Origin of the sequence: Actinoplanes missouriensis 431 (genome assembly GCF_000284295.1) — a bacterium.
GTDB classification, from domain to species: Bacteria; Actinomycetota; Actinomycetes; order Mycobacteriales; family Micromonosporaceae; genus Actinoplanes; species Actinoplanes missouriensis.
This window is the reverse complement of the sequence record NC_017093.1, coordinates 5,635,937-5,660,500: the sequence shown is the minus strand read 5'-3', so window position 1 is coordinate 5,660,500 and position 24,564 is coordinate 5,635,937. Positions and strand designations below refer to the sequence as shown.

The window sequence follows — 24,564 nt, the reverse complement described above, 5'->3', positions numbered from 1 at the left end:
GAAAGACAACGCGACGGCATTGCCAGGCGCCCGCCGAGCCGAAGCGCCGCCAGGCCACGAGCCCACCCAGCCGGTCCCGCAGGGATCGCAGGCCGCGCAAGCGTCGTCCGATGTACAAGCTGCGGTGCCCGTGGCAGCCCAGACGAGCCCGACGGCCGTACCGGCGATGCCGCCGGCCGCGCGAACCGCGCCGCCCGCCGGCGGCGCACCCGCCGATCAAGCGAGCGTCACCCGCACTGCGCCGGCGCGCCCGGTGAACGCCTCGCCGACACCCACCATCCCCGGAGCCGGCGGAACCACTCGCCCGAACCGCTCGGTACCCGGCACGGCGTGGATGGCGGGCCCGACCCCGGCGCTGTCCGGCGCCACCGGCCCGAGCTCGGGGAACCCGACCCCGGCGCCGTCCAGTGCGACCGCCCCGAATTCGGGAATGCCGGCCCCGATGATCCCGAGCGCGGCGCGCTCGACCGAGGACCTCGGCGTCACCGCGCGCCCGCACAACACCGGCCTCCAGCGCGCCACCATCCAGCTGGACAGCGCCACCCTCCACCGCTCCACCACACGGCCGGGCAGGAGCGCCACCACCAGGCTTTCGGCGCTTTCCCTCACCCCGGATCTAGAGAAGAAGGCTCACCACCTCCCCCTGGAACTCGTCCGCCGCGACATCGCCGGTGATCACCCCGGCGTTCCGCTCATGCTGCGCATCCGGGTACTCGAGGAGAGTTCCGGCGACCCGGTCACCGGCGCGGTCATCGACATCCGGCACTGCGACGCGCTCGCGCGGACCCAGGTCCGAGGAGCGCAACTGACCGACCGGAACGGTTACGCCGAGTTCCGCACCGTCCACCCCGGATGGCATCCGAACGAACCCGTCCACATCGCCGTCGAGGTGCACGTAGGCGGTTACCTGGCGGGCGGCCGCTCGCTCGCGCACACCGGCCGCCTCGGCTTCCCCGAGCCGCTGACGGCGGAGGTGGCCCAGCTCGCGCCGTACCGGGCCATCCGCACCCCGCGAGCGGTGAGCCAGGAACACGCCGGCACGCTCACCGTCGTACCCCGGGACCGCTTCCACCTCGCGTCCGGCCTTCTGGCGTCGATCGTCGTCGCGGTGACCCGCTGATCGTGGCGGCACCCGGCGTGTCACGTCAGCCCCGCAGGTAGGCGAGAACGGCCCGGACCCGGCGATGATCGTCGGAGTCGGGTGGCAGATCGAGCTTGGAGAGCAGGCTGCCGATGTGCTTGGCGACGGCCGCCTCGGTGACGACGAGCGTCCGGGCGATCGCCGCGTTCGAGCGCCCCTCGGCCATCAGCGCGAGCACTTCGCGTTCCCTGCCGGTGAGCCGGTGCAGCGGGTCACGGCGACGCCCGAGCAGCTGCCGGACGACCTCCGGGTCGACGACGGTCCGCCCGGCCGCCACCGCCTGCAGCGCGTCCACGAACTCGGTCACCTCGCCGATCCGGTCCTTGAGCAGGTACCCCACTCCGGCGGCGTGCCCCGAGTCGAGCAGCTCGGCCGCGTAGGTCTGCTCGACATACTGACTGAGCACCAGCACCGCCAGCTCGGGATCGGCGGCCCGCAGCGTGATGGCCGCCTGCAGCCCCTCGTCACTGAACCCGGGTGGCATCCGCACGTCGGTGACGACGACGTCCGGCCGATGCCTGCCGACCGCGTCGACGAGTTCGTCCGCGTCACCGACCGCGGCGACGACGTCGTGCCCGAAGCGCCGCAGCATTCCGGCGACGCCCTCCCGCACGATCAGCCCGTCCTCCGCGATGACGACGCGTAAACCGGTCATGAACGCTCCTCTCCAAGCTTCGAGACAAGGCCGTGGGAAGGCTGCGGCTGGGCGCGGGGAGACGCACGAGCCCGCGAGGGTACGGGTGATGCCCCCGCACCCGGCTGCCTGTCCGCGGGCAGCGGGATCTCCGCTCGCAACATCGTCGGCCCACCGGGCGGGCTGGAGACCGTCACGGCGCCGTCCAGGACCGCCACCCGGTCGGCCAGCCCGACCAGCCCCGAACCGGAGCCCGGATCGGCCCCGCCGCGCCCGTCGTCCCGCACCTGAAGGATCAGCTGCTCCCGCTCCAGCCAGGCGGAGACCACGGCGCGCGACGCTCCGCTGTGCTTGGCCACGTTGGTCAGCGCCTCCACGGTGACGAAGTACGCCGTCACCTCCACCGCGGGCGGCAGCCGGCCGGGTAGCGTGAAGTCGAGCTCGACCGGCAGCGGCGCCGTCGACGCGACCTCCCCGACGGCGGCCTCCAGGCCCCGGCCGGTGAGCACTTGCGGGTGCACGCCCCGGATCAGCTCGCGCAGCTCGGTCAGCGCCTGTTTGGCCAGCTCGTGGGCGGCAGCGACGGACTCGGCCGCCGGCGAGCCTGGCGGCAGCTCCAGGCGGGCGAGGCCGAGCTGCATGCTGAGCGCGACGAGTCGCTGCTGGGCGCCGTCGTGCAGGTCGCGCTCGATCCTGCGGCGCTCGACCTCGAAGGCGTCGACCAGGCGGGCCCGGGATCGGGTGACCTCGACGAGGCGCTCGTCGGTGCGTGGCTCGAGAAGGGCGCGCGCCATCGCGGCGCGGGCGCCGGCCCAGGCGGTCACCGGGTACGCCAGGACGACCGTCAGCGGGATCCCCACCAGGGCGATCAGGAACGTGTTCTGCAGCGGCTCGTCGCTGATGTAGTACGGCGCGCCGAGCGTGGCGAGCACCGTGTAGCCGACGCCGCCGAGGACGAGCGCGTCCATCCAGCACAACAGGCCCGCGGAGAGCGCCGCGTAACCCAGCTCCCGCCAGGTCACCTCCTCCCGCAGCCGCACGCCGAGCCAGGCGCGCAACCCCGGCTCGGTGATCGGATGATGCGGATCCGGCAGGTCGGCGAAGTCCACCAGCTGCAGCCGCCATCGCTCGACGCGCGCCACCACGATCCCGGAGAGGACCGTGGCCACGAACCCGGCGAAGCCCACCACCAGCACGGACAGCAGCGTCCCGGCGACCAGGAGGGCGAGCACCACGAGGATGGTGGCCCAGCCGACCAGCGCGCCGCCCAGGAGATAGGCCAGGGAGCGCCACGGCCACGCCGACCGCAGGAACACGGTCGGCCGCAGCGTGAGCGACTCGAGGGCGTTGCGGACCGGCATGCCACGCAACGCTACCGAGCGCAGGCCGCGTTGTCGGTAGTGCAGGCTATACCTCCAGAAGTACCCCCTGCTTGAATGCGCCCGGCCGCTCGGCCGAGCAAGCTCGACGGCATGACGACGAACTCCACCCACGCTGTCGAGCTCACGGCGGTGACCAGGAGGTATGGCGCCGGCGAGCGGGCCGTGACCGCCCTGGACGCCATCGACGCCACCTTCCGCGCCGGCACGTTCACCGCCGTGATGGGCCCTTCCGGATCCGGCAAGTCCACATTGCTGCACTGCGCCGCCGGGCTGGACCGCGTCACGTCCGGTGACGTCCGCATCGACGGGACGACGGTGACCGGCCTGAGCGAGCGGGCCCTCACCCGGCTGCGCCGCGACCGCGTCGGGTTCGTGTTCCAGGCCTTCAACCTGGTCCCCGCGCTGACCGCCGCGCAGAACGTGGCACTGCCGCTGCGTCTGGCCGGCCGGCGCCCGGCAGCGGGCGAGGTGACCGCTGCCCTCGCCGAGGTCGGTCTGGACGGCCGAGCCGGTCACCGGCCGTCCGAGCTCTCCGGCGGTCAGCAGCAGCGGGTGGCGATCGCTCGCGCGCTGGTCACCCGCCCGGCCGTGCTGTTCGCGGACGAGCCGACCGGGGCGCTCGACGCCACGTCGGGCGCCGAGGTGCTGCGCCTGCTGCGATCCGCCGTGGACCGGCATGGCCGGACCGTCGTGATGGTCACCCACGATCCCTATGCGGCGGCCCACGCCGACCGGGTGCTGTTCCTGGCCGATGGCCGGGTGGTCGACGAGCTGACCGGCCCGGCGGATGCGGAGGTCATCGCGGTCCGCACCGCTCGCCTGGAGTCCGCCCACCGCTCCAGTCGTGGCGGTGGCCGTGCTGATCACGGCAGCGTGGTGGGTCACGGCGCCGGCTTCGGTCACGGAAACGGCTTCGGCCCGCTCACCGATGAGGTGGCGCGATGAGCACGGTCTGGGCGACGGTCCGGCACCGGTTCGCGAGCTTCGCCGGCACGTTCGTCGCGGTTGCGCTGGGGGTGGCGATCCTGGCCGCCGCGGGGACGCTGCAGCTCAGCTCGCTTCCGCAGGCTCCGGCCCGGCTCGCGAGCTCGCCGGTGCTGGTCCAGCCGCCATCGACCGGGACGAACGACTACGGCGAACCGGAACGCCCGGCGTGGACCGCCGACGAGGCGACAGCGCTGGCCCGTGAGCTGGCTGCCCTGCCGGGCGTCCAGGCCGCCGTCCCGGATCCGTCCTTCTACGTCCAGCGGCTGCGTGACGGCACAGCGGTGGACGACCCGGACGCCGCCCGGTCCGATGGGCACGCCTGGTCGTCGGCGGTTCTCGGTGGCTACCGGCTCGAGCGTGGCCGGGCCCCGGCGAGAGCCGGCGAGGTCGCGATGGCGGGGGCCGCACCGGGCGAGAGGATCGAGGTGCTCACGGCCCGGGGCCCGGAGACGTGGACGGTCACCGGGACCGTGATCGACGGCGGTCGCTTCACCGGCGCCGGCTCGATGGCCGGATACTTCGTGGCGGACGCCGAGGCTCTGGGGCGCGCTTCCGGCGTACCGCTGATCGGCCTGACTTTGACCGGCAGCGAAGAGCGGGTGGCGGCAGCGGCGCAGGCGCTGGTCGGGCCGGCCGGCAGTGTCCTGACCGGCCGAGATCGTGATCAGCTGGAGCCGGCCAGTGTCAGCCGGATCCGGTGGATCGGCGCACAGTTGCTGATCGCGCTCGTCACGCTCGGTGCGTTCGCGACGATCTTCGTGGTCTCCTCGACATGTGCGCTGAGCGCCGCGCAGCGGCGGCGCGAGCTGGGACTTCTGCGCGCGGTCGGCGCGACGCCGGGCCAGGTGCGCCGGATGATGTACGCGGAGACCACCCTGATCGCCCTGGCTGCCGGCGTCGTCGGCGCCCCGCTCGGTGCGCTCGGCGCGCCACTGCTGGCCGGGCCGATGGTCGAGAACGGTCTTGAGCCGGCGGGTTTCACGGCGACCCAGCAGCCCCTGGCGATGACCGGCGCCGCTCTCGTCGGCGTCCTCGCCGCGCTGGCGGGTGTGATCGTGGCAGCCCGCCGAGCGTCCACGATCCCGCCGCTGGACGCGCTGCGGGAAGCCGCCGTCGATCCCCGTCCGATGCCGGTGTCCCGGTGGGTGGCCGGCCTTCTGAGCGCGGCGGGCGGTGGCGCGGTGCTGGCGGTGATGCCGTCCCTGCCCGACGAGACGAAGACGACTGCCGGGCTGGGTGCCGCGATGCTGCTGATCACCGCGGGTGCGATGCTGTCCCCGGTGGTGATCGGACCGCTGGTGCGGGTGGTCGCGGCGCCGTGGCGGCGGTCAGCGACAGGCATGCTGGTTCGCGAGGGCACGCTCACCGGAGTACGCCGCGTCGCCTCCACGGCCGCGCCCGTGCTCGCCACCGTCGGGTTGACCGTGCTGCTCACCGGCATGATCGCGACGATCGAGGAGGCGGCCGGCATCGACGCGGCCGCGGAGTACCCGGCAGCCGACCTGCTGGTGCCGAGCGGCACACCGGGGCTCTCCGAGGCCGCGGTCGCGGCTCACCCGGGGTCGTCCCGCCTGGAGACGCGCGTGCTGGTCACCGTGGGCACGACCACGACCGGGTACGACGCCGTGGGCCTCACCCGCACCGAGCGAGATCACACGGGTGAGGCCGCTGATCCCGCCGGGGCCGTCGTGCTGAACCCCGAGACCGCCTCCGAGCTGGGCGTCACGACGGGCCGCACGGTCGCCCTGCGCCTGGCCGACGGCACCCGTGCCGAGCTGCCGGTCCGCGCCGTCGACCCGGAGGCCGAAGCGCCCGTGGTCCTGCCGCACGAGCTGGTCCGCGCGCACGATCCCGACGCTCTCACCAACCTGGTCGTCCTGGACGGGACGGCGACGGCGGCGGCCGGGGGAGAGGTGTTGCCGGTCGAGGAGTACGCGCAACGGGAGGTCGACGAGGAGGGGCGACTGGTGGATCTGTTCCTGTGGGCGCTGATCGGCCTGAGTGCCGGATACACCGGCATCGCGGTCGGCAACACCCTGCTGATGGCGACCGCGGCCCGTCGTGCCGAGCTACGGGTGCTCCGGCTGACCGGTGCCGGGCGCGGCCAGGTGCTCGGTGTGCTCTCCGCCGAGGCGCTGCTCGCGGTCGGGGTCGGTGCCCTGCTCGGCGCTGCGGTCGCGGGGCTCTCCATGTTCGGGATCCGCGCGGCCCTCGAGTCCGAGCTGGGGCACGACATCGCGCTGGTCATCCCGTGGGGCGCCGGGACCGCGGTGACCGTCGGATGCGCCGTCGTCGCCGTCCTTGCCACCGCTGTCCCGGCGCCGCGCCGCGGGCGGGCCGCCTGATGACGAGCCGCCAGGCAGTCCGCCGGCCGGCCGTGCGTCCCGGTCACCCGGGCGCGAGTCCGGGCCTGAGCGCCGGCTCGTTACGCCGATGCCCGCAGATGAGCCAGCACCAGCGGGTCGATAGCGCCGGTCACCACGCGCATCTCCAGGTTCTCCACGCCGGCCCAGGAGGCCAGTTCCTCATCGAGGTCGGCTCCGGTGAACCCGGCTGCTGCGAGCCGCGACCGCACCTCCTCGGCCACCTCACCCTCCAGGGTCAGGAGCGTCGCGGGATCCGGGGACTCGAAATACAGACTGTGCATCTCGAGCAGCCGGCCGAGCTCGGCGACCGGATCCGTGTGGTCGTCCACGCGCAGATCGGCCCAGACGTCGCTGGTCCCGCCGTACCCCCGGCCCTCGGAAACCACCAGCAAGGCCGCGCTCTGCCGCCCACGCCGGTCCCCGCCTGCCTGATCGCCGGCGCGAAGCGCGGCGAGCAGCCGCTGAGGCAGCGCGCCCGACGAGTTCAGCCATGCGCGCTCCATCGACGCGATCACCTCCGGACCGGCGAGCATGTTGCCCTGTGCGGCGTAACCCTCTCCGGCTACGCCCCCTGCCCAGGCATGACAGTCCGTGCCGGTGAAGGTCGCGCCCGGCCCGGAGGCTCCGACGACGCCGAGCTGGCGGTGCGAGACCGGCCCGGAGTCCGCGGCGATCAGTGCTTTCACCGCCGACTCGGCGTCCACACCGGTGCCGAGGAGGGCGAGCGCCTGCGGGCGGTAAGCGAGGTTCGCGTAGGACTGGGTGGCGACCGCGCCCACATTGACCAGCGCGGCCGGCACCGCCGCGCCGACGCCGAGGAATTTGCTGGCCACGGCCACGCCGATGGCCGCGCCGTCGTCGGACCGGCCCACGATCGAAAATGTCATGGGCGCACGGTATCCGCCGGAAACACGCGAGGCGCAGGATGTGCTCGGACTGAGTTTGCGCGGAGCGCCTTCCGGGTTCAAGACTGCGGACAGGACTTCCGGTCGCGCCCGTTCCCCGCAGGGGCGCGGCCGGTCATGGACCGCTCTGGCCGGAGCGCGGTCCACGGCTGGAGGGGCGCTTTCCGCCCGAAGCGTCCCCCGGCCGGCGGCGCTGCGGGCGGGACCGGTCGTTGCCGCGACCCCGCCCGCGGCGCCGCGCGCCGCCGCCGCGATGCCGCGCTGCTGCCCCGATGCCGCGCCGCCACTTGGGGTCGCGCCCCCGCTCGGGGCCGACGCCGCCGGTCCGCGTCACCACACCAGGCCCGCGCCGCGGTCCCTCGCGCGGGCCCCGCGTCGCAAGCCCCGCTACGGAGCGCCGGCGTGGTCAGCTGCCGAGGCGGCGGTAACGGTGGACGGCCAGGGGTGCGAACACCGCGATCAGCGCGATCGGCCACGCCACCGCCAGGAACAACGCGTGCTGAGTAGCCCACGAATCCCCGCCCAGCCCGGGATTGCCGAACAGCTCCCGGATCGCCGTCGTGGTCGCCGAGATCGGGTTCCAGGCGGCGACGGCGCCGAGCCAGCCGGGCATCAGTTCCGGAGCCACGAAGATGTTCGACACGGCGCTCAGCGGAAAGGCGAGCGGGAAGACGATCGTCGCGACGGTGTCCGGGTTCGGGGCGACCAGACCGAGGAACATGCCCGCCCAGCTCAGCGCGAGCCGCAGGAGTAGGAGGAGTCCGATGGCGAGCAGCGCGTTGCCGATACCGCGATGCCAGTCCCAGCCGACCAGCAGACCGCACACCACGAGCACCGTGACTTCGAGCAGCGCCCGCACCTGGTCCGCGGCGGCACGTCCGGTCATCAGAGCGGACCGTGCCACCGGCATCGACCGGAAGCGATCGACTACGCCCCGCCCCACGTCGGTGGCGATGCCGGTCGCGGTGGCGCCGATGCCGTACAGCATGGTCATCACGAAGACGCCGGGCAGCAGGAACTCCCGGTATCCACCCCCGCCCGGCACCTGCATGCCGCTGCCGAACACATAGCCGAAGACCAGCACGAACATGATGGGCAAGGAGAAGTAGATGACGATCTCTTCGGGCGCGCGCACCACATGCCGCAGGTACCGCCCGGTCATCACCCAGCCATCCGCGACGGCGCGGCCGCGGTGGGTGGTCGGGCTCACCACTTCCTCGGTACGGGTCGGTGCCAGCGTGGTCATCGGGTTGCTCCCGTCAGCTGAAGGAATACCTCGTCCAGAGTGGGCCGGTGCACCCCGACGTCGGCCACGACGATCCCGGCGTCCTGCAACGCCCGTACCGTCTCGACGAGCGTGCCCACCCGATCCGTGACAGGTACGCGCACCCGGCGCTGATCGGTGTCGGTGTCCGGGTTCGTGCCGGTGAGCCGGGCCACGACGGAGGCCGCGTCGGCGAGCCGGTCGGCGCTCTCGACCACGATCTCCAGACGGTCCGCACCGATCGTCGCCTTCAGTTGCGCCGGGGTGCCTTCGGCGATCACCCGGCCGGCGTCGACCACCGCGATCCGTGCGGCGAGCTGATCGGCCTCGTCCAGGTACTGCGTGGTGAGCAGGACCGTGGTGCCGTCCGCGACGAGGGCCCGGACGGCGTCCCACACCTGGTTGCGGCTGCGCGGGTCGAGTCCGGTGGTCGGCTCGTCGAGGAAGAGCACGCGTGGCCGCCGGATCATGCTGGCGGCCAGGTCGAGGCGGCGGCGCATGCCGCCGGAGTACTCGGCGGCGGAGCGGCCCTTCGCCTCGGTGAGCCCGAACTGTTCCAGCAATTCGTCGGCGCGGCGTCGTGCGTCACGGGGAGTGAGATGGTGAAGACGTCCGAAGAGGATCAGATTCTGCCGGCCGCTGAGGATCTCGTCGACGGCGGCGTACTGGCCGGTCATCGCGATCCGGTCGCGCACCAGGCCGGGGTTGTCCCGGACGTCGGCGCCGGCCACCTCCGCACGGCCGGCGTCGAAGCGCAGCAGCGTCGACAGGACGCGGACCGCCGTGGTCTTGCCGGCGCCGTTCGGGCCGAGCAGGCCGTAGACACCGCCGGCCGGGGCGTTCAGGTCGAACCCGTCGAGCGCGGTCGTACCGCCCCGATACCGTTTCAGCAGCCCGTCGGCCGCAACCGCATAAGTCATGCCGGAAGACTGGCCGCTCCCGCTGACCGGCCACGCACCGCGCACGCACGGCCGCCCTGGGCCGCACGCACCGCTGTTCTGGTCGGACGCAGGGCCGTTCTGGCCGCACGCGCGGCGGTTCTGGCCGCACGCGCGGCGGTGCGTGGATCAGGAGCGGAGCAGCGCCAACGCGTCCTCCGGGAACAGCGACTCACCCCGGGAGAGCGCCGCCGCGTACCCCTGCTCGCCGAGCTCGGCCACCACCCCGGCCGCCACCCGCGCGGCGAGCTCGCTCTCCGCCGAGCCGGCGCGCAGTTGCAGCGCGACCACCGTCCCCAGCGTCTCGGCCGCCCGGGACGGCTCGCCGGCGGTGAGAGCCAGCCCGGCGAGCCGGTCGATCGCCTCGGCCGTCGTCTGGGCGCCGAGAAGCCCGCCCCGGACCGTCAGGACCGATCGATAGTGTTCAGCCGCCTCGGCCGTGCTGCCGCGGGCTTCGGCGATCCGGCCGAGCATCACGAAGATCGACATCCGGGTGCCGTCGGCGCCGAACCAGCCGGCCGGGCACGCCGCGAGAGCTGCCGCACAGCGACGGCTGGCCTCGTCCAGGTCTCCGGTACGCAGTGCGATCGCACCCTCTCCGAGACGGGCCGCGGCGAGGAGTTCCAGCGCGCCGCAGTCGCGGGCCAGCTCGGCGGAACGGGCGAAGTCCTCGGCCGCGCCGCCGAGATCCCCGGCACTGAGCCGGCCTTCGCCGCGGCCGCGCAGCAGGTCGGCGACGTCGACGGTGGAACCGAGTTCGGTCGCCAGCCGCAACGCCTCACCGATGGGTTCGATCGCGGCCGCCGGGTTGCCCCGCCAGATCTCCAGCTCGGCGATGCCGGACAGGGCCAGCATGGCGCCCCAGCGTTCGCCGATCGCCCGGAACCCGGCGAGTGCCACGGCGAAGTCCGATTCCGCCGCGTCCGGTCCGGCACCGGCGAAGAGCAGCATCCAGCCGCCGCCGATGGCGCCGAGCGCGGCGCACCACGGTTCGCCGCCGAGGCGTTCGCGCAGGTGCTTGTTGAGGGCGACCACGTCGCCGGGCGGAGATTCAGGTGGGCCCACCGCCATGGCCGACAGGTAGAGGAGGAACGGTTGAGTGGGCGGCGCTTCCAGGCTCATGAGGTAGGAGTCCCACGGTTCGGCCGGCCGTGTTCCGCCGAGGGCGGCGTTGAGCACGCAGAGCGCGTACTCCTCGGTCATGCCCGGCGGCGGTTCGGCGCCGGCGCGTTGCAGCAGACGCTCGCTGAGCGCGGTGGCCTCGGCCCGCAGCCCGCGCAGCCACCAGTAGAAGGAGAGCGCTGCGGCCAGCCGCAACGAGGTCCGGACATCACCGTGGCGCAGCGCCGCATGCAGGTTGTCGCGGTCCGCGTCGAGGCGGTCCAGCCAGGTGAGCTGGCCGGCGGTACGCAGCCAGGGGTCCGCGGTGACGGCCAGATCCCGGAAGTATGCGGCGTGCGCGGCCACCATCCGCGGCCGCTCCCCGGATTCGGTGAGCCGTTCCGCGCAGAATGCCCGAATGGTGGCGAGCATTCGGTAGCGGCCGCCGTCCCGCTCGATCAGCGACTTACCGACCAGCCCGGCGAGTATGTCGACTATTTCCGACTTGTCCCACCCCGCATCCGAATGAGCCAGGGCACCCATGGAAACGCCGGCCGCCTCACCGCAGACCGCCTCGATCGCCCGCAGGTCGGCGCCGCCCGCGAAGATCGTGAACCGCCGGGCGAGCACCCGTTCCGGCTCGGCCAGCAGATCCCAGCTCCAGGCCACCACCGCATGCAACGTCCGATGCCGGCTCGCGGCGGTGCGGCTGCCCCGCGAGAGCAGCCGGAACCGGTCGTCGAGCCGCGCCGCTACCTCGTCGACCGAGAGCCCGTGCAGGCGGGCGGCGGCGAGTTCGACGGCGAGCGGCTGGCCGTCCAGCATCCGGCAAATCCGGCCGACGGATGCCGCGTTCTCACTGGTCACCGCGAACCCCGGGGAGACGTCGGCGGCCCGGTCGGCGAAGAGTCGCACCGCGGGGTACGTCATCAGGTCGTCCACGCCGGGAACCACGCCGACCTCGGGAACCACGCCCGCCGGCGGCGGAACCGGGAGACCGCCGACCGGATGCAGGGCCTCACCGGTGATGCCGAGCGGCTCCCGGCTGGTGGCGAGCACGCGCAACCCGGGCGCGGCGGCCAGCAGTCGTCCGGTCAGCGCGGCGGCCTCCTCGACGACGTGCTCGCAGTTGTCCAGCACCAGCAGCATCCGCCGGTCGGCGAGCGCGGCGACCATGCGGTCGATTGCGGCAGGTGCTTCGGCGCCGGCATGGGTACGGTCACTGAGGCCGGCCTCCCGCAGGCCGAGCGCTTCAAGTACTGCGCGGGGCACGTCGTCACCGGTCGCGGCGGCCAGCTCCACGAAACAGCAGTCCCCGTCGTGCCGGGCCGCGGTCTCGGTGGCGAGCCGCGTCTTGCCGGCGCCGCCCGGCCCGTGCAGGGTGACCAGCCGCGCCGAGGTGAGGGCCTTGGTGACACGGCTGAGGTCGGAGTCCCGCCCGACGAAGCTGGTCAGCGCCACCGGAACTCCGCGCCGGGCGGGACCGCCCCGGGAACCGGCGATCAGCGGCCCACCCGCCGCGCCGGCGAGCGGCGAGCCACCCGCCGATGGAGCGGCGCCCAGGGAGGCGGCCCCCGTTGGAGCGGTGCGCGTTGGTGCGGTGCCCGATGGGGTGGCGCCCGGGGAGGCGGCGCCCATGGAAGCGCTGCCCGTTGGAGCGCAGCCCGTTGGGGCGGTGCCCGTTGGGGCGGTGACCGGGGGAGCGGCGCCTCCCGGGGCAGGGGTTCGGGGGCGAGTGGTCCGGCGCAGGAGCGCTGTGTGGATCTCGGTGAGTTCCGGCGAGGGGTCCGCACCGAGTTCCTCGGCGAAGGTGTGGCGCGCGTCCGCGTACACGGAAAGGGCCTCGGTGGACCGCCCGGCCGCCGCCAGAGCGCGCATGAGCAAGCCCCACGGCCTTTCCCGCAGCGGGTGCGCGGCAACCAGCGCGCGCAGCTCCGTGATCGCGTCCCCGGAGAGTTCGCTGCCGAGCTCGGCCTCGAAGAGATCCTCGGTGGCGGTCAGCCGCAGTTCGGCCAGGCGATCGGCGTGCGCGGCGGCGAACGGCGCGTCTCGCACATCGGCCAGTGCCTCGCCCCGCCACAGGGCTGTCGCCTCACGCAGGATCTTCGCGGCCCGGTGCGGCTCGCCGGCGGTCAGGGCGCGGCGGCCCTCCGCGGCGTGAACGGTGAAGCGGTGGGCGTCCACCTCGGACGGATCGATCGCGAGGCGGTAACCGGCGGGCTCGCGTTCGACCGGGAGGCTCTGCCGCAGGCGCGACACCTGGGACTGCAGTGCGTTCGCGGCGCCGGTCGGCGGGTGCTCCCCGTAGAGGCCGTCGATCAGCCGCTCGATCCCGACCGGGCGGCCCGCGTCGATCAGCAGCATCACCAGCAGGGCACGCAGCCGCGGACCGCCGGGCGGGATCGGACTCCCGTCGGGCTGTTCCGCCCGGAGTGGACCGAGGATGCCGAACCGCATGGCGACGATTCTTACGGTTCCGCCGCCGGTTGTCCCACCCGGCTCGCCCGCCGCCGCCCGCAAGCCGTCCCACCGAACCTCGGCCACCGAGCCGGTCCGCTCTCCGCGCCGCGTTCCAAGATCGGCAGCGGAGAGGCGAACCAGTACGGAGGGCGGAAGGCGGCGAGGGGAACCCCGAACGGGGGCGGAAGGGGGAGAGGGCAACCCCGAACGGAGGGCGGAAGGCAAAGAGGGAGAGCGCCACATGGGGAGTAGGCGGCGGGCGAGGTTGCAAGGAGCAGGAGGGCGGCGGCGTGAGCAGGGGAAGGCGGACGGGAATCAGGCGGCTGGGCCGGGTCAGGCGGCTCCTGGGTAGGAGTCGGCGGCGCTTGTCACCCGGTTGCGGCCGGCGTTCTTCGCGGCGTAGAGGGCGCGGTCCGCCGTCAGCACCAGCTCGGCGGTCGTGGCGACGGCGGGCATGCCGGCGACGCCTACCGAGACCGTGACCCGGACCAGGCGGGAATCGCTGACCGCGATCGGCGCCGCGCCCACGCCGCGGCGGATCCGCTCGGCGATCTCGCGGGCCTGCTCCGGGCCGGTCGCCGGCAGCAGCACCGCGAACTCCTCGCCGCCGTAACGGGCCACCACGTCGCCGGGGCGGACCAGCTCGCGCAGGCGGTGCGTGACCTCCACGAGGACGCGGTCGCCGCCGTTGTGGCCGTACGTGTCGTTGACGTTCTTGAAGTGGTCGATGTCGAGAAGCAGCATGCTCAGGGGGAGGTGGTAGCGCTCGGCGCGGGCGCTCTCGTTGCCGAGGGACTCCTCGAAGTAGCGACGGCTGCGCAGGCCGGTCAGACCGTCGGTGATCGCGGCCAGACGCTGGGCCCGGACCAGGCCGGTCATCCGGACCAGGACCAGCAGGAACAGCAGGTTGCAGACGATCGCGGCGGCGATCGTGTCCGGGGTCTGGCCGAGCGCCTCCTGGATCAGGATCGACGTGGGCGCGGTCATCGCACCGATCGCGAGGATGATCAGGCGGCCGGTGGTGGCGTCCGGGGTGGCCGCGTTCGAGCGGGTCACCAGCGTCGGTGCGGACGGGTGCAGGACCGCGGCGGCGAAGACGAAGCCGGAGGTCATCCAGAACGCGTCGAGGACGTTGCCGGCCTGGAAGATGTCGTTGACCGACTGGTAGCTGTAGACCGTGTCGGCGAACAGCACCAGGCCGAGGTAGGCGCCGATCATCCGCAGTGCGGTGCCGCGCGGCCCGGCGCCGAGCATGAGGCGGGAGCCCACGACGATCAGCATGAGGTCGCCGACCGGGTACGCGACGGAGACGAACTGGTCCGCCGAGGTCAGGTCCGTGGCCTGCCGGGGCGATCAGGAACTGGTACACCAGGAAACCGGTGCCGATCGCCACGATCGACGCGTCGATGATGCTCGCGCCGTCCCAGCCCGGGGTGCGGCGCCGCACGATGAGCAGCAGGCCGAGCGCCATCAACGGGTACGCCGCCAGGTAGAAGACGTCGGCGATGCTCGGGTAGACCTCTTCGCCGCTGACCAGCGCCACGAAGTAGTAGGTGACGTCACCGATCACGCTGCTGACCGCGGAGGCGGTGATCAGCAGCATCGGGCCACGCAGCGACGGGTGCTGCCGCGCCGAGACGATCGCGGCGACGGCGAGGGCGCCGTTCGCGCTGCAGTAGAGGGCTACCTGGGTGCCGGGCAGCACGCCGAGGTGGCCGAGGCCGAAATAAGCGATCATGGCAAGCGCGCCCACGCCGAGGCAGAGCTGCCAGACCTGGACGCGACGCGTGGTGGTGGCCGTGCTGACCACAGAACTCATGGCGCAAGAGTGAGCGGACCGGGGTGCCGGACGGCTGCACCCCGGTTGCGGATCAGGTGCGGAGCACGGCCCGCGCGCGTGTGACGGCTCTTGCCCGGTGACCGGGCGTCGTGCAAATCTACCGGTGTGCCTCCGGCGCAGTGCCGCCGGGAACATCGGCCGCCGATCCGGGCCCACGGGAGTGTGATGCCGACGAAGCGAAAGCCGACGGCGGCGGAGAAAGCCGGTGATCAAAGCCTCCGCATCCTTCTGGGCTGGGTGGACGGCGTCCCCTGGCACGCAGAGCCATTCGGACCGATCCTGGTTCTCGGCCCGCACCGCAGCAGACGCACGACGGGAGTGGTGATCCCGGCGCTGCGGGACTGGCCCGGCCCGGCACTCGTCACGTCGCTCGGCGGTGACGTCGCCGGGCCGACGATTCCGGACAGGGCTGCTCTCGGCGGTGTCGTGGCCTTCGACCCCGGCGGCCTGCTGGGCGACGTGGTCGAGCGAACGCGATGGACGCCGATGGAACAGGCGAGGGAGTGGGACCAGGCGCAGGTGACGGCGCGTATTCTCGCGGACTCGGCGCCGCTGGTGCCCAACGGCGATCAACGCTGGCACGCCGCCGGCGTCGCGCTGCTGGCCACCCATCTGTTCGCAGCCGCGGCCAACGGTTACGGATGGGCGGACGTCCTGCGCTGGATCGACACTGAAGAGGAGTTCGAGGTCCGCAGCCTGCTGCAGGCGACCGGGATGGAGACGGCCATAATGGTGGCCGAGTCTGCTTGGCAGCGGGAGGCGAAGAGCCGCAGCGAGATTTACGCCGAACTCCAGGTCAGTCTCGGGCTCGGCTGGCGGCCTGGCAGGGATGAACCGGAGAATCGAGATCTGATCCAGAACTTCTGGGAAGGCTCGGCCGGCACGCTCTACCTGTGCGCGCCACTGGACGCCCGCCACGACTACCGGCCGTACAGCACCGCGTTCGCCTGGACGGCGATTCGTTCGGGCTACCTGAACAACCGAGGTTTCGCAGCGTCGAAACTGGACCGGCACGGTCCGGAGGCGGCCATCGCGGCGTCGCCACCGCGGGTGAAACCGTTCCTCGTGGTCCTCGACGACGCGGCCGACGTCGCGCCGATCCCGGACCTGAACGACCTGGTCAGCACCGCCGGCAAGGCAGCCGTGCAGGTGATCTCGGTCTTCACGGACGTCGCACAGATGCAGTCCGTGTACGGGGGGGAGGCGGCGCTGTCGCTGGTGAACAACCACGCGACGGTCGTGATCCTGCCGGGCAGCCGTGATCCGGCGACCGCTGATCTCGTGAATCGGCTGCTGCGCCACCAGAACCCGTTCGGCGAGGCGGACGGGCTGCCACCCGCGGAGATGGTGCGGCGCCTGCCCCGGGGGCGGGCGCTCGCCGTCTCCCGGCAGGGTCCCCCGGTGATCCTCGACCTGGACCGGTCGCCGGCGGCCGCCGCCTGGCAGGGGATCGCGGGACTGCCCAGCGGCCGGCCGGGCCGGGCGGCGGAGCGCTGATGACAACCGGCGGATGGGGGCCGGCGGCCCGGAGAACAGGTGGTGGCTGATGAGGGGCGACGACGAGACTTTCCGGATCTCGCTGGGCGACCGGGAGGGTGAGCGGGTGCGGGCGGAGCCGTTCGGGCCGGCCCTGGTGCTCGGTCCGCACCGGAGCCGGAAGACCACCGGCGTGGTGGTCCCGGCGCTGCTCGAATGGCCCGGTCCGGCCCTGGTGACCTCGATCCGCGAGGATGTGATCGAGCAGACCCTGGAGGCCCGGCGCCGCCACGGCGAAGTCATGATCATCGACCCCGGCGGGGTGCTGGAGGAGTGGCCGGACCGGGTCGGCTGGAGCCCGCTGGACTTCATCGCCTCGTGGGACGACGCGATGCTGACCGCCCGGATCATGGTGGACGCCGGCCACCGGCGGGGCGGCGTGAACGAGAACCACTGGACCGAGGCGGCGATTCGGCTCCTCGCCCCGTTCCTGTACGCGGCGGCGCGCGGCGACCGCACGATGGCCGACGTGATGAGGTGGATCGGCACGCAGGCCGAGGACGAGGCCGCCGCGATCATCGAGGGCCTGGGCGACGACGAGGGCGCCGAGGTGGCGAAGGTGACGCTGACCAGGGACGAGCAGCAGCGGGCCGTCGTCTACCTCTCGCTGGAGGTCGCCATCGCGGTCTGGCATTTCTCGTCGGTGCAGAACCTGGCGGACGCGGAACCCCGGTTCCAGATGAGCAAGTTCCTGAACGGCCGGAACAACACGGTGTACGTCTGTGCCCCGCCCAACGCGCAACACGAGTTCCGGCCGTACTTCACCACGTTCATCCCGCTCTTCGTGCGCAGCGTCTACCGGGCGAACCGTGGTTTCGCCAGCTCCCTGCTCGACCTGCGGGGCCCGGTCGCCGCACTGGAGGAGTCGGAGAGCCCGGTGAAGCCGTTGCTGATGGCGCTCGACGACGCGGGTTCGGTGGCGCCGATCCCGGACCTGGGCGGCCTGGTCAGCACCGCCTCCAAGGCCGCGATTCAGCTGATCACCGTGTGCACCGACGTGTCACAGCTGCGATCGGTCTACGGCGAGAACCTCGCCCGTTCGATCGTGAACAACCACTCGTCGGTGCTGGTGCTCCCCGGCGGGCACGACACGGCCACGGCCGAGCTCAGCGAGCAGCTGCTCGGCTCGGCCCGGCCGGCGGGGCTGCCGGCCGCGCGGACGAGCGCCGAAGCGCTGCGGATCCTGCCGCGCGGCAGGGCGCTCTGCGTCACCGGCACCGCGCCGCCGGAGATCATCGAGTTGCGCTCGTCGGTCGCGGACCCCGACCTGCTGGCGCTGCGCGGGGTGACCGACGGCGATTACTGATCGGCCGGTTCAGATCCACTCCGGCGGCCCGATCCGGCCGGCGTCCGCGTTCGGGCCGGGTTGGTCCGCGCGGAGCAGCACGACCGGTACGGGCGGAACGGCCCGCACGTACCCGGTGCTCGCCACGTGGATCCGGACGGCCGGGTCGCCCGCGTCCGGGTACGCCACGATCGACCGCAGATCGAGCGCCGGCAGCCGCCGGGTGGTGTGCCCGTGCAGCACCGCCGCGCCGCTCCACTCGGCGACCGTCGCGCCCCGGCCGTCGGTGGCGTCCACCACCCGCCACTCGTTGCCGGTGGCGTCGAACTCCCGGTCGAAGTAGAGGCCGTCGAGGCGTACCTGAACGGTGATCTGATGTGCCGGGTGCTCGCTGACGTTGTTCAGCCGCAGGTGCAGCCGGGACTGCCCGGTGACGCCGACCGAGCGCAGCAGGCCGCCGGGCGCCGGTTCGGCGACGAGGACCAGCCGGTTCGGCGGGTCGCCGCCGAACCACACCTGCGCCTTGATCACCGGTGAACCGGTCGCGGCGGCGTAGGTCTGCAGGGCGATCCCGCCGGCGGTCAGCGCCACGAACAGGGCGGCGCCGGCGAAGACGTCGTTGACCGCGGCCAGCCGGTCGGACAGGTCCAGGTCGTCGCGGGCCACGACGATCAGCGCGAGAACGACGGTGAGCAGCACGGCGACGGCACCCGCGGCCCCGTACAGAAGAAGTTGGAGCCGGCGGCGGACCGCCCGCCCGGCGCCGGGCGTCTCAGGCATCCGTGTCGTCCAGCAGGCCGGCACCGGAGGCCTTGCGCTGGACCCAGAGGCGGATCAGGTCGCGCAGCTTGGAGGCCATCGCGGCGTCGATCTCGGCGGTCGCCAGGGTGGCCCGGGCCAGAGCCGCGGCGACGGCGGGACGGCTGAGGCAACTGTCGAGATAGTCCCAGTGCAGGGGTTCCTCGGTGCTGCTGGTCATCGCTTGCGTCAGGAAGGCCTTCGCGGTGGCGTCATCCGGTACGGAGAGATGCGAGTCCCGCAGCGAGCGGTCCCAGGCATCGGTGATCCGCCGGGTGACGGCCTCACCGGTGAGCCGGCTCGGATCGGTCTCCCGTTCCAGGGCCCGCAGCCGCTGGCGGAGCTTCAACGCCAGCGGCGTGGCGCGCTGACCGGCCAGCCGGAGCACGGCGTGCGCCGCCTCGACCTGTGCCGGCGTGCCGCCGGCGGCCTGCGCGATCGCCTGGTCCAGCTTGACCGCCAGGTAGTCGGCGTCGGCGAGGGCGGCCTGCTGGAACAGCACCGGCGCGCGGCGGCGCAGGTCGTGGTCCGGCGGGTACTTGAGCAGTTCCAGGGCCCGGTCGAAGAGGAGGCGCTGGAGGACCGGCACGTTGTTCGCCACCTCGTCGTCGAGCAGGTCGAAGGCCAGGTCGGCGCCGGGCGACACCAGCATCCGGACCAGGTCCCGGCTGTCGATGTCGGTGAGCAGCGTGACGATGTCGCGGCGGATGTGCTCGCGTTCGCTGAACGCCTTGCCGGCCGCGAAGAGCCAGGTGTTGCGCCAGTGCGCCGGTTCGATGATCTGGCCCATCCGGTGCAGCACGGCGGTGTCCGACCCGGAGACGATCGCCCGTGCCGCGAAGAACTCCTGGATGCTGCGGACCTCGAACCCGTACTCCCGGTCGCGCTTCGGCACGATCAGCACCAGGCGTTCGATCAAGGCTTCGATGATCTGCTGGGCCAGTTTGGTGGCCTTGGCCTGGTCGTACCCCTCGTCCCGCAGCCTCTGCACGACCTTGAGGCGCAGGTCGTCGGCCGGGATGGAGGCGTCCAGGTCGCCGGCCTGCTCGGATTTCACCTGGAGCATCAGCCCGAGCCAGTTGTGCAGCTCGTGGATGTCCCGGTCACGGTTCTCGAGGAGCTCGCGGAAGCTGTCCTTCTTCGTCGTCTCACGGGCGTAGATCGTCTCGTAGTACCCGTTGAACAGCGCGTAGCGCGCCCGCGGCACCCGTTCCCGGGCCTCCAGCAGGATGGACATGATGGTCACCTGCAGCGGTGACCGCATCAGGCGCGCGGTGAACTTGTCGTTGGCCGCCACGTTGATCCGCTCGGAGACCTTCTTGCGCATCTCGGGATCGTCGCTGTGCCGTGCCTGCGCGAGCTTGAGCCCGTAGTCCACCGCCTGCTGCCGCTCCAGCGAGGCGAGCTCGACGCTCTGGTAGCCGTGCTGGGAGAACTCGCCGGCGTAACCCTGCGGCCGGGTGGTCGCCAGCACGAAGACGTCACCGCCGAGGCTCTCGGACTCGTTCATGAAGTTGCGCAGCTGCTGCATCAGGGTGTCCCGGTCGTGTGCCGAGGCGACCTCGTCGAATCCGTCCAGGATCAGCAGCCAGGGCCAAGCTTTGAGCCAGGACCGCAGTTTCCGACCGGTCATGCCCTCCACGAACGGCGTGGCGGCCTCGGCGATGTACGTGATCAGCGACTGGTGGTGCCGGGCCGCCCAGTCGACGTACTCCGCGAGGTTGACCCGGACCGGCCAGCGCCGCAGCCGGGGCCGGGGGATCCGCGCCTCCTGCAGACCTTTCTGCAGGGAGACGAGCAGCGCGTGGCTGGTGCGCTGCGGGCTCAGCGAGCCGTCCAGCAGGGCGGTCCGGTAGCACTGGCCGATCAGCTGCGCGATCGTGCTCTTGCCCTGGCCCGGTCCACCCAGCAGCAGGACGTTCGGGACCGGCCCGGACCGGTGGAACGGCGACGCCGTGTCGGCGGCCTCGATGATCAGGCGGGCGGCCATCTTCGCCTCGCCCTTGACCGGGAGGTCGACGCCCACCTGGCTCAGCGGGATCTTGCCGGCCGTCGCGTCGCCGGCCTGGGACAGGCGCACGTACTTCTCGCCGTCCAGCTCGTTCGTCGCCTGCGTCATGAACAGGTCGAGGACCGGTTTCGTGACGCCCAGGTCGTACTCGTGGAGGCGGCTGAACACGTCGTCCGGCGCGATCTCGGAGAGGTACTTCCGGCGGACCGGCTCGGCCTGCGCCAGCATCGTCGTGAGGGTGGTGAGGTCCCAGATCTTCCAGCCCTTCAGGCCGAGCGCCTCGGCGTGCTCCGCGAGCAGCCGGGAACAGTCGGGCGGGGAGATCACCGATGCCGGCAGGTTCGTCGCGATGACGAGATAGTCCGTGAAGACCGGGGAAGGCTCGGGCGGGAGCGGCGGCGCGGCGCCGGACGAGTAATCCGGCGGACGGTAGTCCGGCGGACGGTAGTCGAACGGGTTCGGAGGGAACCCGTCCCCGTCCTGCACGGCACGCGCCCGTTCCCGTGTCTGGAACTCCTTGTCGAGCCGCTGGGCCAGCGCCGCGCGGAACTCGGCTGCGGTCCAGGAACTGCGGCTCTCCTTCGGCACGTAAAGGCAATCGATCACGGTGTGGCCGGTCCACACCCCGCCCTGGAGGAACGACGGCCACCGCACGGTCGTGGGAGGCGTGTCCGCGGGGAAGTGCAGAGTCCCCGTGTCGATGACCTTGAGGGAAAGTTTGGTCAGCTCTCTGGTCAGATCCGCGACGAGCACCTTGAAGGAGTTGGGCCCGATCCGGTCCAGCACGAACTCCATCGACACATTCTAGGCCGGTGTGCACACCGGACGCCCGGCGAGAAGCGGATGTCAACCTGATGGGAGTCCCGTTCCGGCCATCGGTCGTGGCGCGATCGCCGTCCGGACCCGGTTGCGGCTGAAGACGAACGCCCTCTGGATCACGAAGCCGGCGGTGAACAACGACACCTCCGTCACCAGCTTCGCGACCGGAAGTGATCCGGACAGTCCGGCCAGCGCCCGCAGCAGCGCCACATTGGCCGCGAGGGAGAGGAGCGCGAGCGCCGCGTACCGGGGCGCCGCCTTGCGGTGCGGCGCGACCGGACCGAAGACGGTACGCCGGTTGACCGTGTAGTTCAGCGTCGCGCTCACCAGCCGGGCCGCGATCGCGGAGGCGATCAGGTGCCCGCTCGCCGTGACGAGGACGGCCAGCAGCGCGGCGTCCACCGCGAACGCCAGCAGCGACGACCCGGCGAAGGCGAAGACCGAGCCGAGCAGCGGTCGGTAGATGCGGACCGAGTCCTGCAGCGGCCGGAAATGCGATGACCGGTTGCCGTCCAGGTACACCGTGGCGATCTCCAGCTCCTCGATCGCCAGGTCCTCCCGGGCGGCCCGCAGCAACAGCCGCAGCTCGTACTCGAACCTGTCGCCCGGCGTGTCCCCGAGCCACTTCAGCACCCACGACGGATATCCCCGCAACCCGGTCTGCGTGTCCGACACCGATCGGCCGGTGACGAGCCGGAACAGTCCCCGGGTGACGGTGTTGCCGAACCGGCTGCGGGCCGGCACGGTCCCGGTGAAGCGCCGCACGCCGAGCACCATCGCCGCCTCGGTGACCGCGACCCGCCCGGCGACCGCCGCGATGTCGTCCGGGCGATGCTGGCCGTCACTGTCCGCACACACGACGTCCTGGCCGGGGTGCCGTGCCGCGATATGGGCAAAACCGGTCTTCAGGGCGAACCCCTTGCCCCGGTTGTGGTCCAGCGTGAGCACGTCGGCGCCGGCCGCGCGAGCGGCGTTGAAGACGGCGGTGTACGCGCTGCCGCTCCCGTCGTCCACGACGACGATCCGATAGTGCCCGAGGCTCCGGCAGAGTTCGACGAGCCGCTGATCCGGCTGATAGGCCGGGATGAGGACGATCATCGCGCTCAGCCCGCGACGTACAGGATGTCGCTGGTGCCCCGCTCCTGGCCCTTGCCGAGGGGGTTGTTGACCAGCTCGTCCCGGAAGATCATCGCCGAGGAGCCGCCGCCGTCCAGGTTGTACGCCACGGTCGCGCCCCGGTCCGCGAAGATCTGTGCGAACTCCGGCATCGTGACGCCCCGGCTGTACCCCTGGCTGCGTCCGTCGACCACGATGAAGAGCAGGTGGTTCTCGTCGATCAGCCCGACGCCGGTGCGCGGCTGCTGCCCCTGGATCGAGTGGTTGCCGAAGTTGGTGTCCACCTCGATCCCGTCGATCCCGTCGATCACCCGGCCGCCGTCGACGAGTCCCGGACCGAACGACACGGTGTTCCACACGCCGGCCGCGAGCAGCTCGTCGGCGCTGGTGGCGGTCTCGTCGTAGAGCTTCATCGACCCGTCGGCGTAGAACGCGAGCCCCTGCCGGGCGCCCGCGTCGCGGAACTTCACCCCGTTGCGGATCACGATCCCGGTGTCCCGGAACCCGTAGTAGTCCCCGTTGATCGCGAGGACCGCGTTCACCGAGGCGGCGATCGCCGACGGGTTCGCGACGATGTTCTCGCCGAACTGGTCGTTGGCGAACGCCGACCGGACGATCGTCGCGTCGCTGACCTTGACGTCCGCCACGAAGTAGGTGATCTTGCCGGTGCCCGAGCCGGTCGCCACCGTCTCGATCGCGATCGTCGACGTGTCGCTGGTCCAGGTCGTCGCGGTCGCCGTGCCGGTGCCGGCCGCCTCCGCGACGGAGACGTTCTGGGCGGCTATCGCGGAGGCGCCGGACACCTCGACGTGATCGAGGACGTACCTGTCGAGGGCCCAGGCGCCGCCGCCGGCGGCAGCCGCCAGCACACCGAGGCCGCCGGCCAGGAAACCACGCCGGCCGAACCGGCGAGCAGGACGCTGAGCTGCGGGATTGGCTGTCACGCGGCCCAGTGAAACGGGCTACCTTGTGGCGGGTCTGTGCGTGACCCTAGGAGTCGATGTCGGCCAGCATGGCGCGCAGCAGATCCGGGGTACGGCTCGGGTGCTCCGCCTCGATCGAGAGCCGGCCGAACGCCGCCGCGTAGTGGTCGACCTCTTCCCGCCGCTCCAGGTAGAGCCCGCTGGTGAGGTGTTCGATGTAGACCACGTCGGGCAGTTTCTCGTGCGGGAACCGCAGGATGGTGAAGGCGCCGCCGGCGGCCGCGTGCCCACCGGAGGCGAACGGCATCACCTGCAGCCGTACGGCGGGGGAGTCGCAGACGTCGAGCAGCGACTGGATCTGCTCGCGCAGCACCTCGGGGCCGCCGATCGGCCGGCGCAGCACCGCCTCGTCGAGAACCGCCCAGAGCCGCGGCGCGTCCGGCCGTGCGAGGACCTGCTTGCGGGCCATCCGGAGCCGGGCCCGGCGGTCGATCTCGCCGGGGTCGGCGTGGTCGTGCCCGAGGCGGATCACCGCGCGGGCGTAGGCGTCGGTCTGCAGCAGACCGGGGACGAACTGGACCTCGTAGGTGCGGATCAGTTCGGCGGCCTGTTCCAGGTCGAGGTAGTTCTGGAACCAGGTGTCGAGGACGTCCCCGTACGCGTGCCACCAGCTGGGCGTGTTCGCCTCCCGGGCCAGGGCCAGGACCCGCTGGTGCTCGGCCGGGTCCTCCACGCCGTACAGCTTGAGGAGGTCGGTGACGTCGCGTTCCTTGAAGCTGACCTTGCCCAGCTCCATCCGGCTGATCTTCGACTCGGAGCCGCGTATTCGGTACCCGGCCTCGTCACGGGTCACCCCTTTGGCGCGGCGCAGGGCACGCAGATGTGCGCCCAGCTGCAACCGGCGCACGGTTGCCCCGCCGTTGTCGTTCTCGGTCACCCCGGCCAACCCTTCAGGGGTCGTCGGCGCCCACGCGCCGGGCTGCGCCGATCGTACTGCGACAGGCGTCTCTTCTCCAGAACTCAGGTAATCCTATGTGGACACGCAGAGTGACGAGAAG

18 protein-coding genes are annotated in these 24,564 nt (G+C 72.3%); 6 read left to right on the top strand and 12 right to left on the bottom strand.

Going from position 1 to position 24,564, the window contains the following annotated elements:
- Positions 1-430: 430 nt before the first annotated feature.
- Positions 431-1,120, top strand: coding sequence for a peptidase associated/transthyretin-like domain-containing protein (locus AMIS_RS40840; RefSeq protein WP_157435076.1), 690 nt, complete (start codon positions 431-433; stop codon positions 1,118-1,120).
- A 25-nt stretch (positions 1,121-1,145) separates the two neighbouring features.
- On the opposite strand, the gene AMIS_RS26160 is transcribed toward AMIS_RS40840, so the two are convergent.
- On the bottom strand, positions 1,146-1,796 hold the full coding sequence (locus tag AMIS_RS26160) for a response regulator (protein ID WP_014445429.1): 651 nt from the start codon (positions 1,794-1,796) through the stop codon (positions 1,146-1,148).
- A complete protein-coding gene (locus tag AMIS_RS26155; RefSeq protein WP_014445428.1) occupies positions 1,793-3,136 on the bottom strand; it encodes a sensor histidine kinase in 1,344 nt (447 codons plus the stop codon). The genes AMIS_RS26160 and AMIS_RS26155 overlap by 4 nt, the downstream gene beginning before the upstream one ends.
- A gap of 111 nt (positions 3,137-3,247) precedes the next feature.
- Here AMIS_RS26155 and AMIS_RS26150 point away from each other — a divergent pair, with 111 nt between their 5' ends.
- Positions 3,248-4,102, top strand: coding sequence for an ABC transporter ATP-binding protein (locus tag AMIS_RS26150; protein ID WP_083888829.1), 855 nt, complete (start codon positions 3,248-3,250; stop codon positions 4,100-4,102).
- Complete coding sequence (locus AMIS_RS26145; RefSeq protein ID WP_014445426.1) at positions 4,099-6,489, top strand: ABC transporter permease; 2,391 nt, start codon at positions 4,099-4,101, stop codon at positions 6,487-6,489. Before AMIS_RS26150 ends, AMIS_RS26145 begins: the two co-directional genes overlap by 4 nt.
- An 80-nt stretch (positions 6,490-6,569) precedes the next feature.
- Here the strand turns inward: AMIS_RS26145 and AMIS_RS26140 are convergent, their stop codons facing one another.
- The 5 genes from AMIS_RS26140 to AMIS_RS40835 all read right to left on the bottom strand — a co-directional run bounded on the left by AMIS_RS26140 (position 6,570) and on the right by AMIS_RS40835 (position 14,447).
- The gene (locus AMIS_RS26140) at positions 6,570-7,397 is read right to left on the bottom strand and encodes a DUF1028 domain-containing protein (protein ID WP_014445425.1); all 828 of its coding nucleotides are present in this window, start codon (positions 7,395-7,397) and stop codon (positions 6,570-6,572) included.
- Positions 7,398-7,821: 424 nt separating this feature from the next.
- Positions 7,822-8,661 carry an ABC transporter permease gene (locus AMIS_RS26135; RefSeq protein ID WP_014445424.1) on the bottom strand — a complete coding sequence of 280 codons (840 nt, stop codon included), beginning with the start codon at positions 8,659-8,661 and terminating at the stop codon, positions 7,822-7,824.
- Positions 8,658-9,599: a daunorubicin resistance protein DrrA family ABC transporter ATP-binding protein gene (locus AMIS_RS26130; RefSeq protein WP_014445423.1), complete on the bottom strand. Its 942-nt coding sequence runs from the start codon at positions 9,597-9,599 to the stop codon at positions 8,658-8,660. Before AMIS_RS26130 ends, AMIS_RS26135 begins: the two co-directional genes overlap by 4 nt.
- A 147-nt stretch (positions 9,600-9,746) precedes the next feature.
- Positions 9,747-13,175, bottom strand: coding sequence for an AfsR/SARP family transcriptional regulator (locus AMIS_RS43740; RefSeq protein WP_014445422.1), 3,429 nt, complete (start codon positions 13,173-13,175; stop codon positions 9,747-9,749).
- A gap of 336 nt (positions 13,176-13,511) precedes the next feature.
- Positions 13,512-14,447: a GGDEF domain-containing protein gene (locus tag AMIS_RS40835; RefSeq protein ID WP_172666627.1), complete on the bottom strand. Its 936-nt coding sequence runs from the start codon at positions 14,445-14,447 to the stop codon at positions 13,512-13,514.
- A gap of 284 nt (positions 14,448-14,731) precedes the next feature.
- Between AMIS_RS40835 and AMIS_RS44695 the strand changes: the two genes are divergently transcribed.
- The 3 genes from AMIS_RS44695 (at position 14,732) to AMIS_RS26110 (ending at position 17,860) form a co-directional block, all read left to right on the top strand.
- Positions 14,732-14,857 (top strand): hypothetical protein, encoded by a 126-nt coding sequence (locus tag AMIS_RS44695; RefSeq protein ID WP_269447694.1) that lies wholly within the window; start codon positions 14,732-14,734, stop codon positions 14,855-14,857.
- A 326-nt stretch (positions 14,858-15,183) separates the two neighbouring features.
- Entirely contained in the window at positions 15,184-16,515 is a 1,332-nt protein-coding gene (locus AMIS_RS26115) for a type IV secretory system conjugative DNA transfer family protein (protein ID WP_041830072.1), read from the top strand.
- A gap of 49 nt (positions 16,516-16,564) precedes the next feature.
- The gene (locus AMIS_RS26110; RefSeq protein WP_172666626.1) at positions 16,565-17,860 is read left to right on the top strand and encodes a type IV secretory system conjugative DNA transfer family protein; all 1,296 of its coding nucleotides are present in this window, start codon (positions 16,565-16,567) and stop codon (positions 17,858-17,860) included.
- A gap of 9 nt (positions 17,861-17,869) precedes the next feature.
- On the opposite strand, the gene AMIS_RS26105 is transcribed toward AMIS_RS26110, so the two are convergent.
- The 5 genes from AMIS_RS26105 to AMIS_RS26085 are packed head-to-tail and all read right to left on the bottom strand — an operon-like array spanning position 17,870 to position 24,452.
- On the bottom strand, positions 17,870-18,619 hold the full coding sequence (locus AMIS_RS26105; protein ID WP_014445418.1) for a hypothetical protein: 750 nt from the start codon (positions 18,617-18,619) through the stop codon (positions 17,870-17,872).
- The gene (locus tag AMIS_RS26100; RefSeq protein ID WP_041830070.1) at positions 18,612-21,443 is read right to left on the bottom strand and encodes an NACHT domain-containing protein; all 2,832 of its coding nucleotides are present in this window, start codon (positions 21,441-21,443) and stop codon (positions 18,612-18,614) included. Before AMIS_RS26100 ends, AMIS_RS26105 begins: the two co-directional genes overlap by 8 nt.
- Positions 21,444-21,494: 51 nt before the next feature.
- Entirely contained in the window at positions 21,495-22,565 is a 1,071-nt protein-coding gene (locus AMIS_RS26095; protein WP_014445416.1) for a GtrA family protein, read from the bottom strand.
- A gap of 5 nt (positions 22,566-22,570) precedes the next feature.
- Positions 22,571-23,527 carry a phosphodiester glycosidase family protein gene (locus AMIS_RS26090; RefSeq protein WP_051042140.1) on the bottom strand — a complete coding sequence of 319 codons (957 nt, stop codon included), beginning with the start codon at positions 23,525-23,527 and terminating at the stop codon, positions 22,571-22,573.
- 46 nt (positions 23,528-23,573) lie between these two features.
- Positions 23,574-24,452 carry a helix-turn-helix domain-containing protein gene (locus AMIS_RS26085; RefSeq protein WP_014445414.1) on the bottom strand — a complete coding sequence of 293 codons (879 nt, stop codon included), beginning with the start codon at positions 24,450-24,452 and terminating at the stop codon, positions 23,574-23,576.
- Positions 24,453-24,564 lie beyond the last annotated feature (112 nt).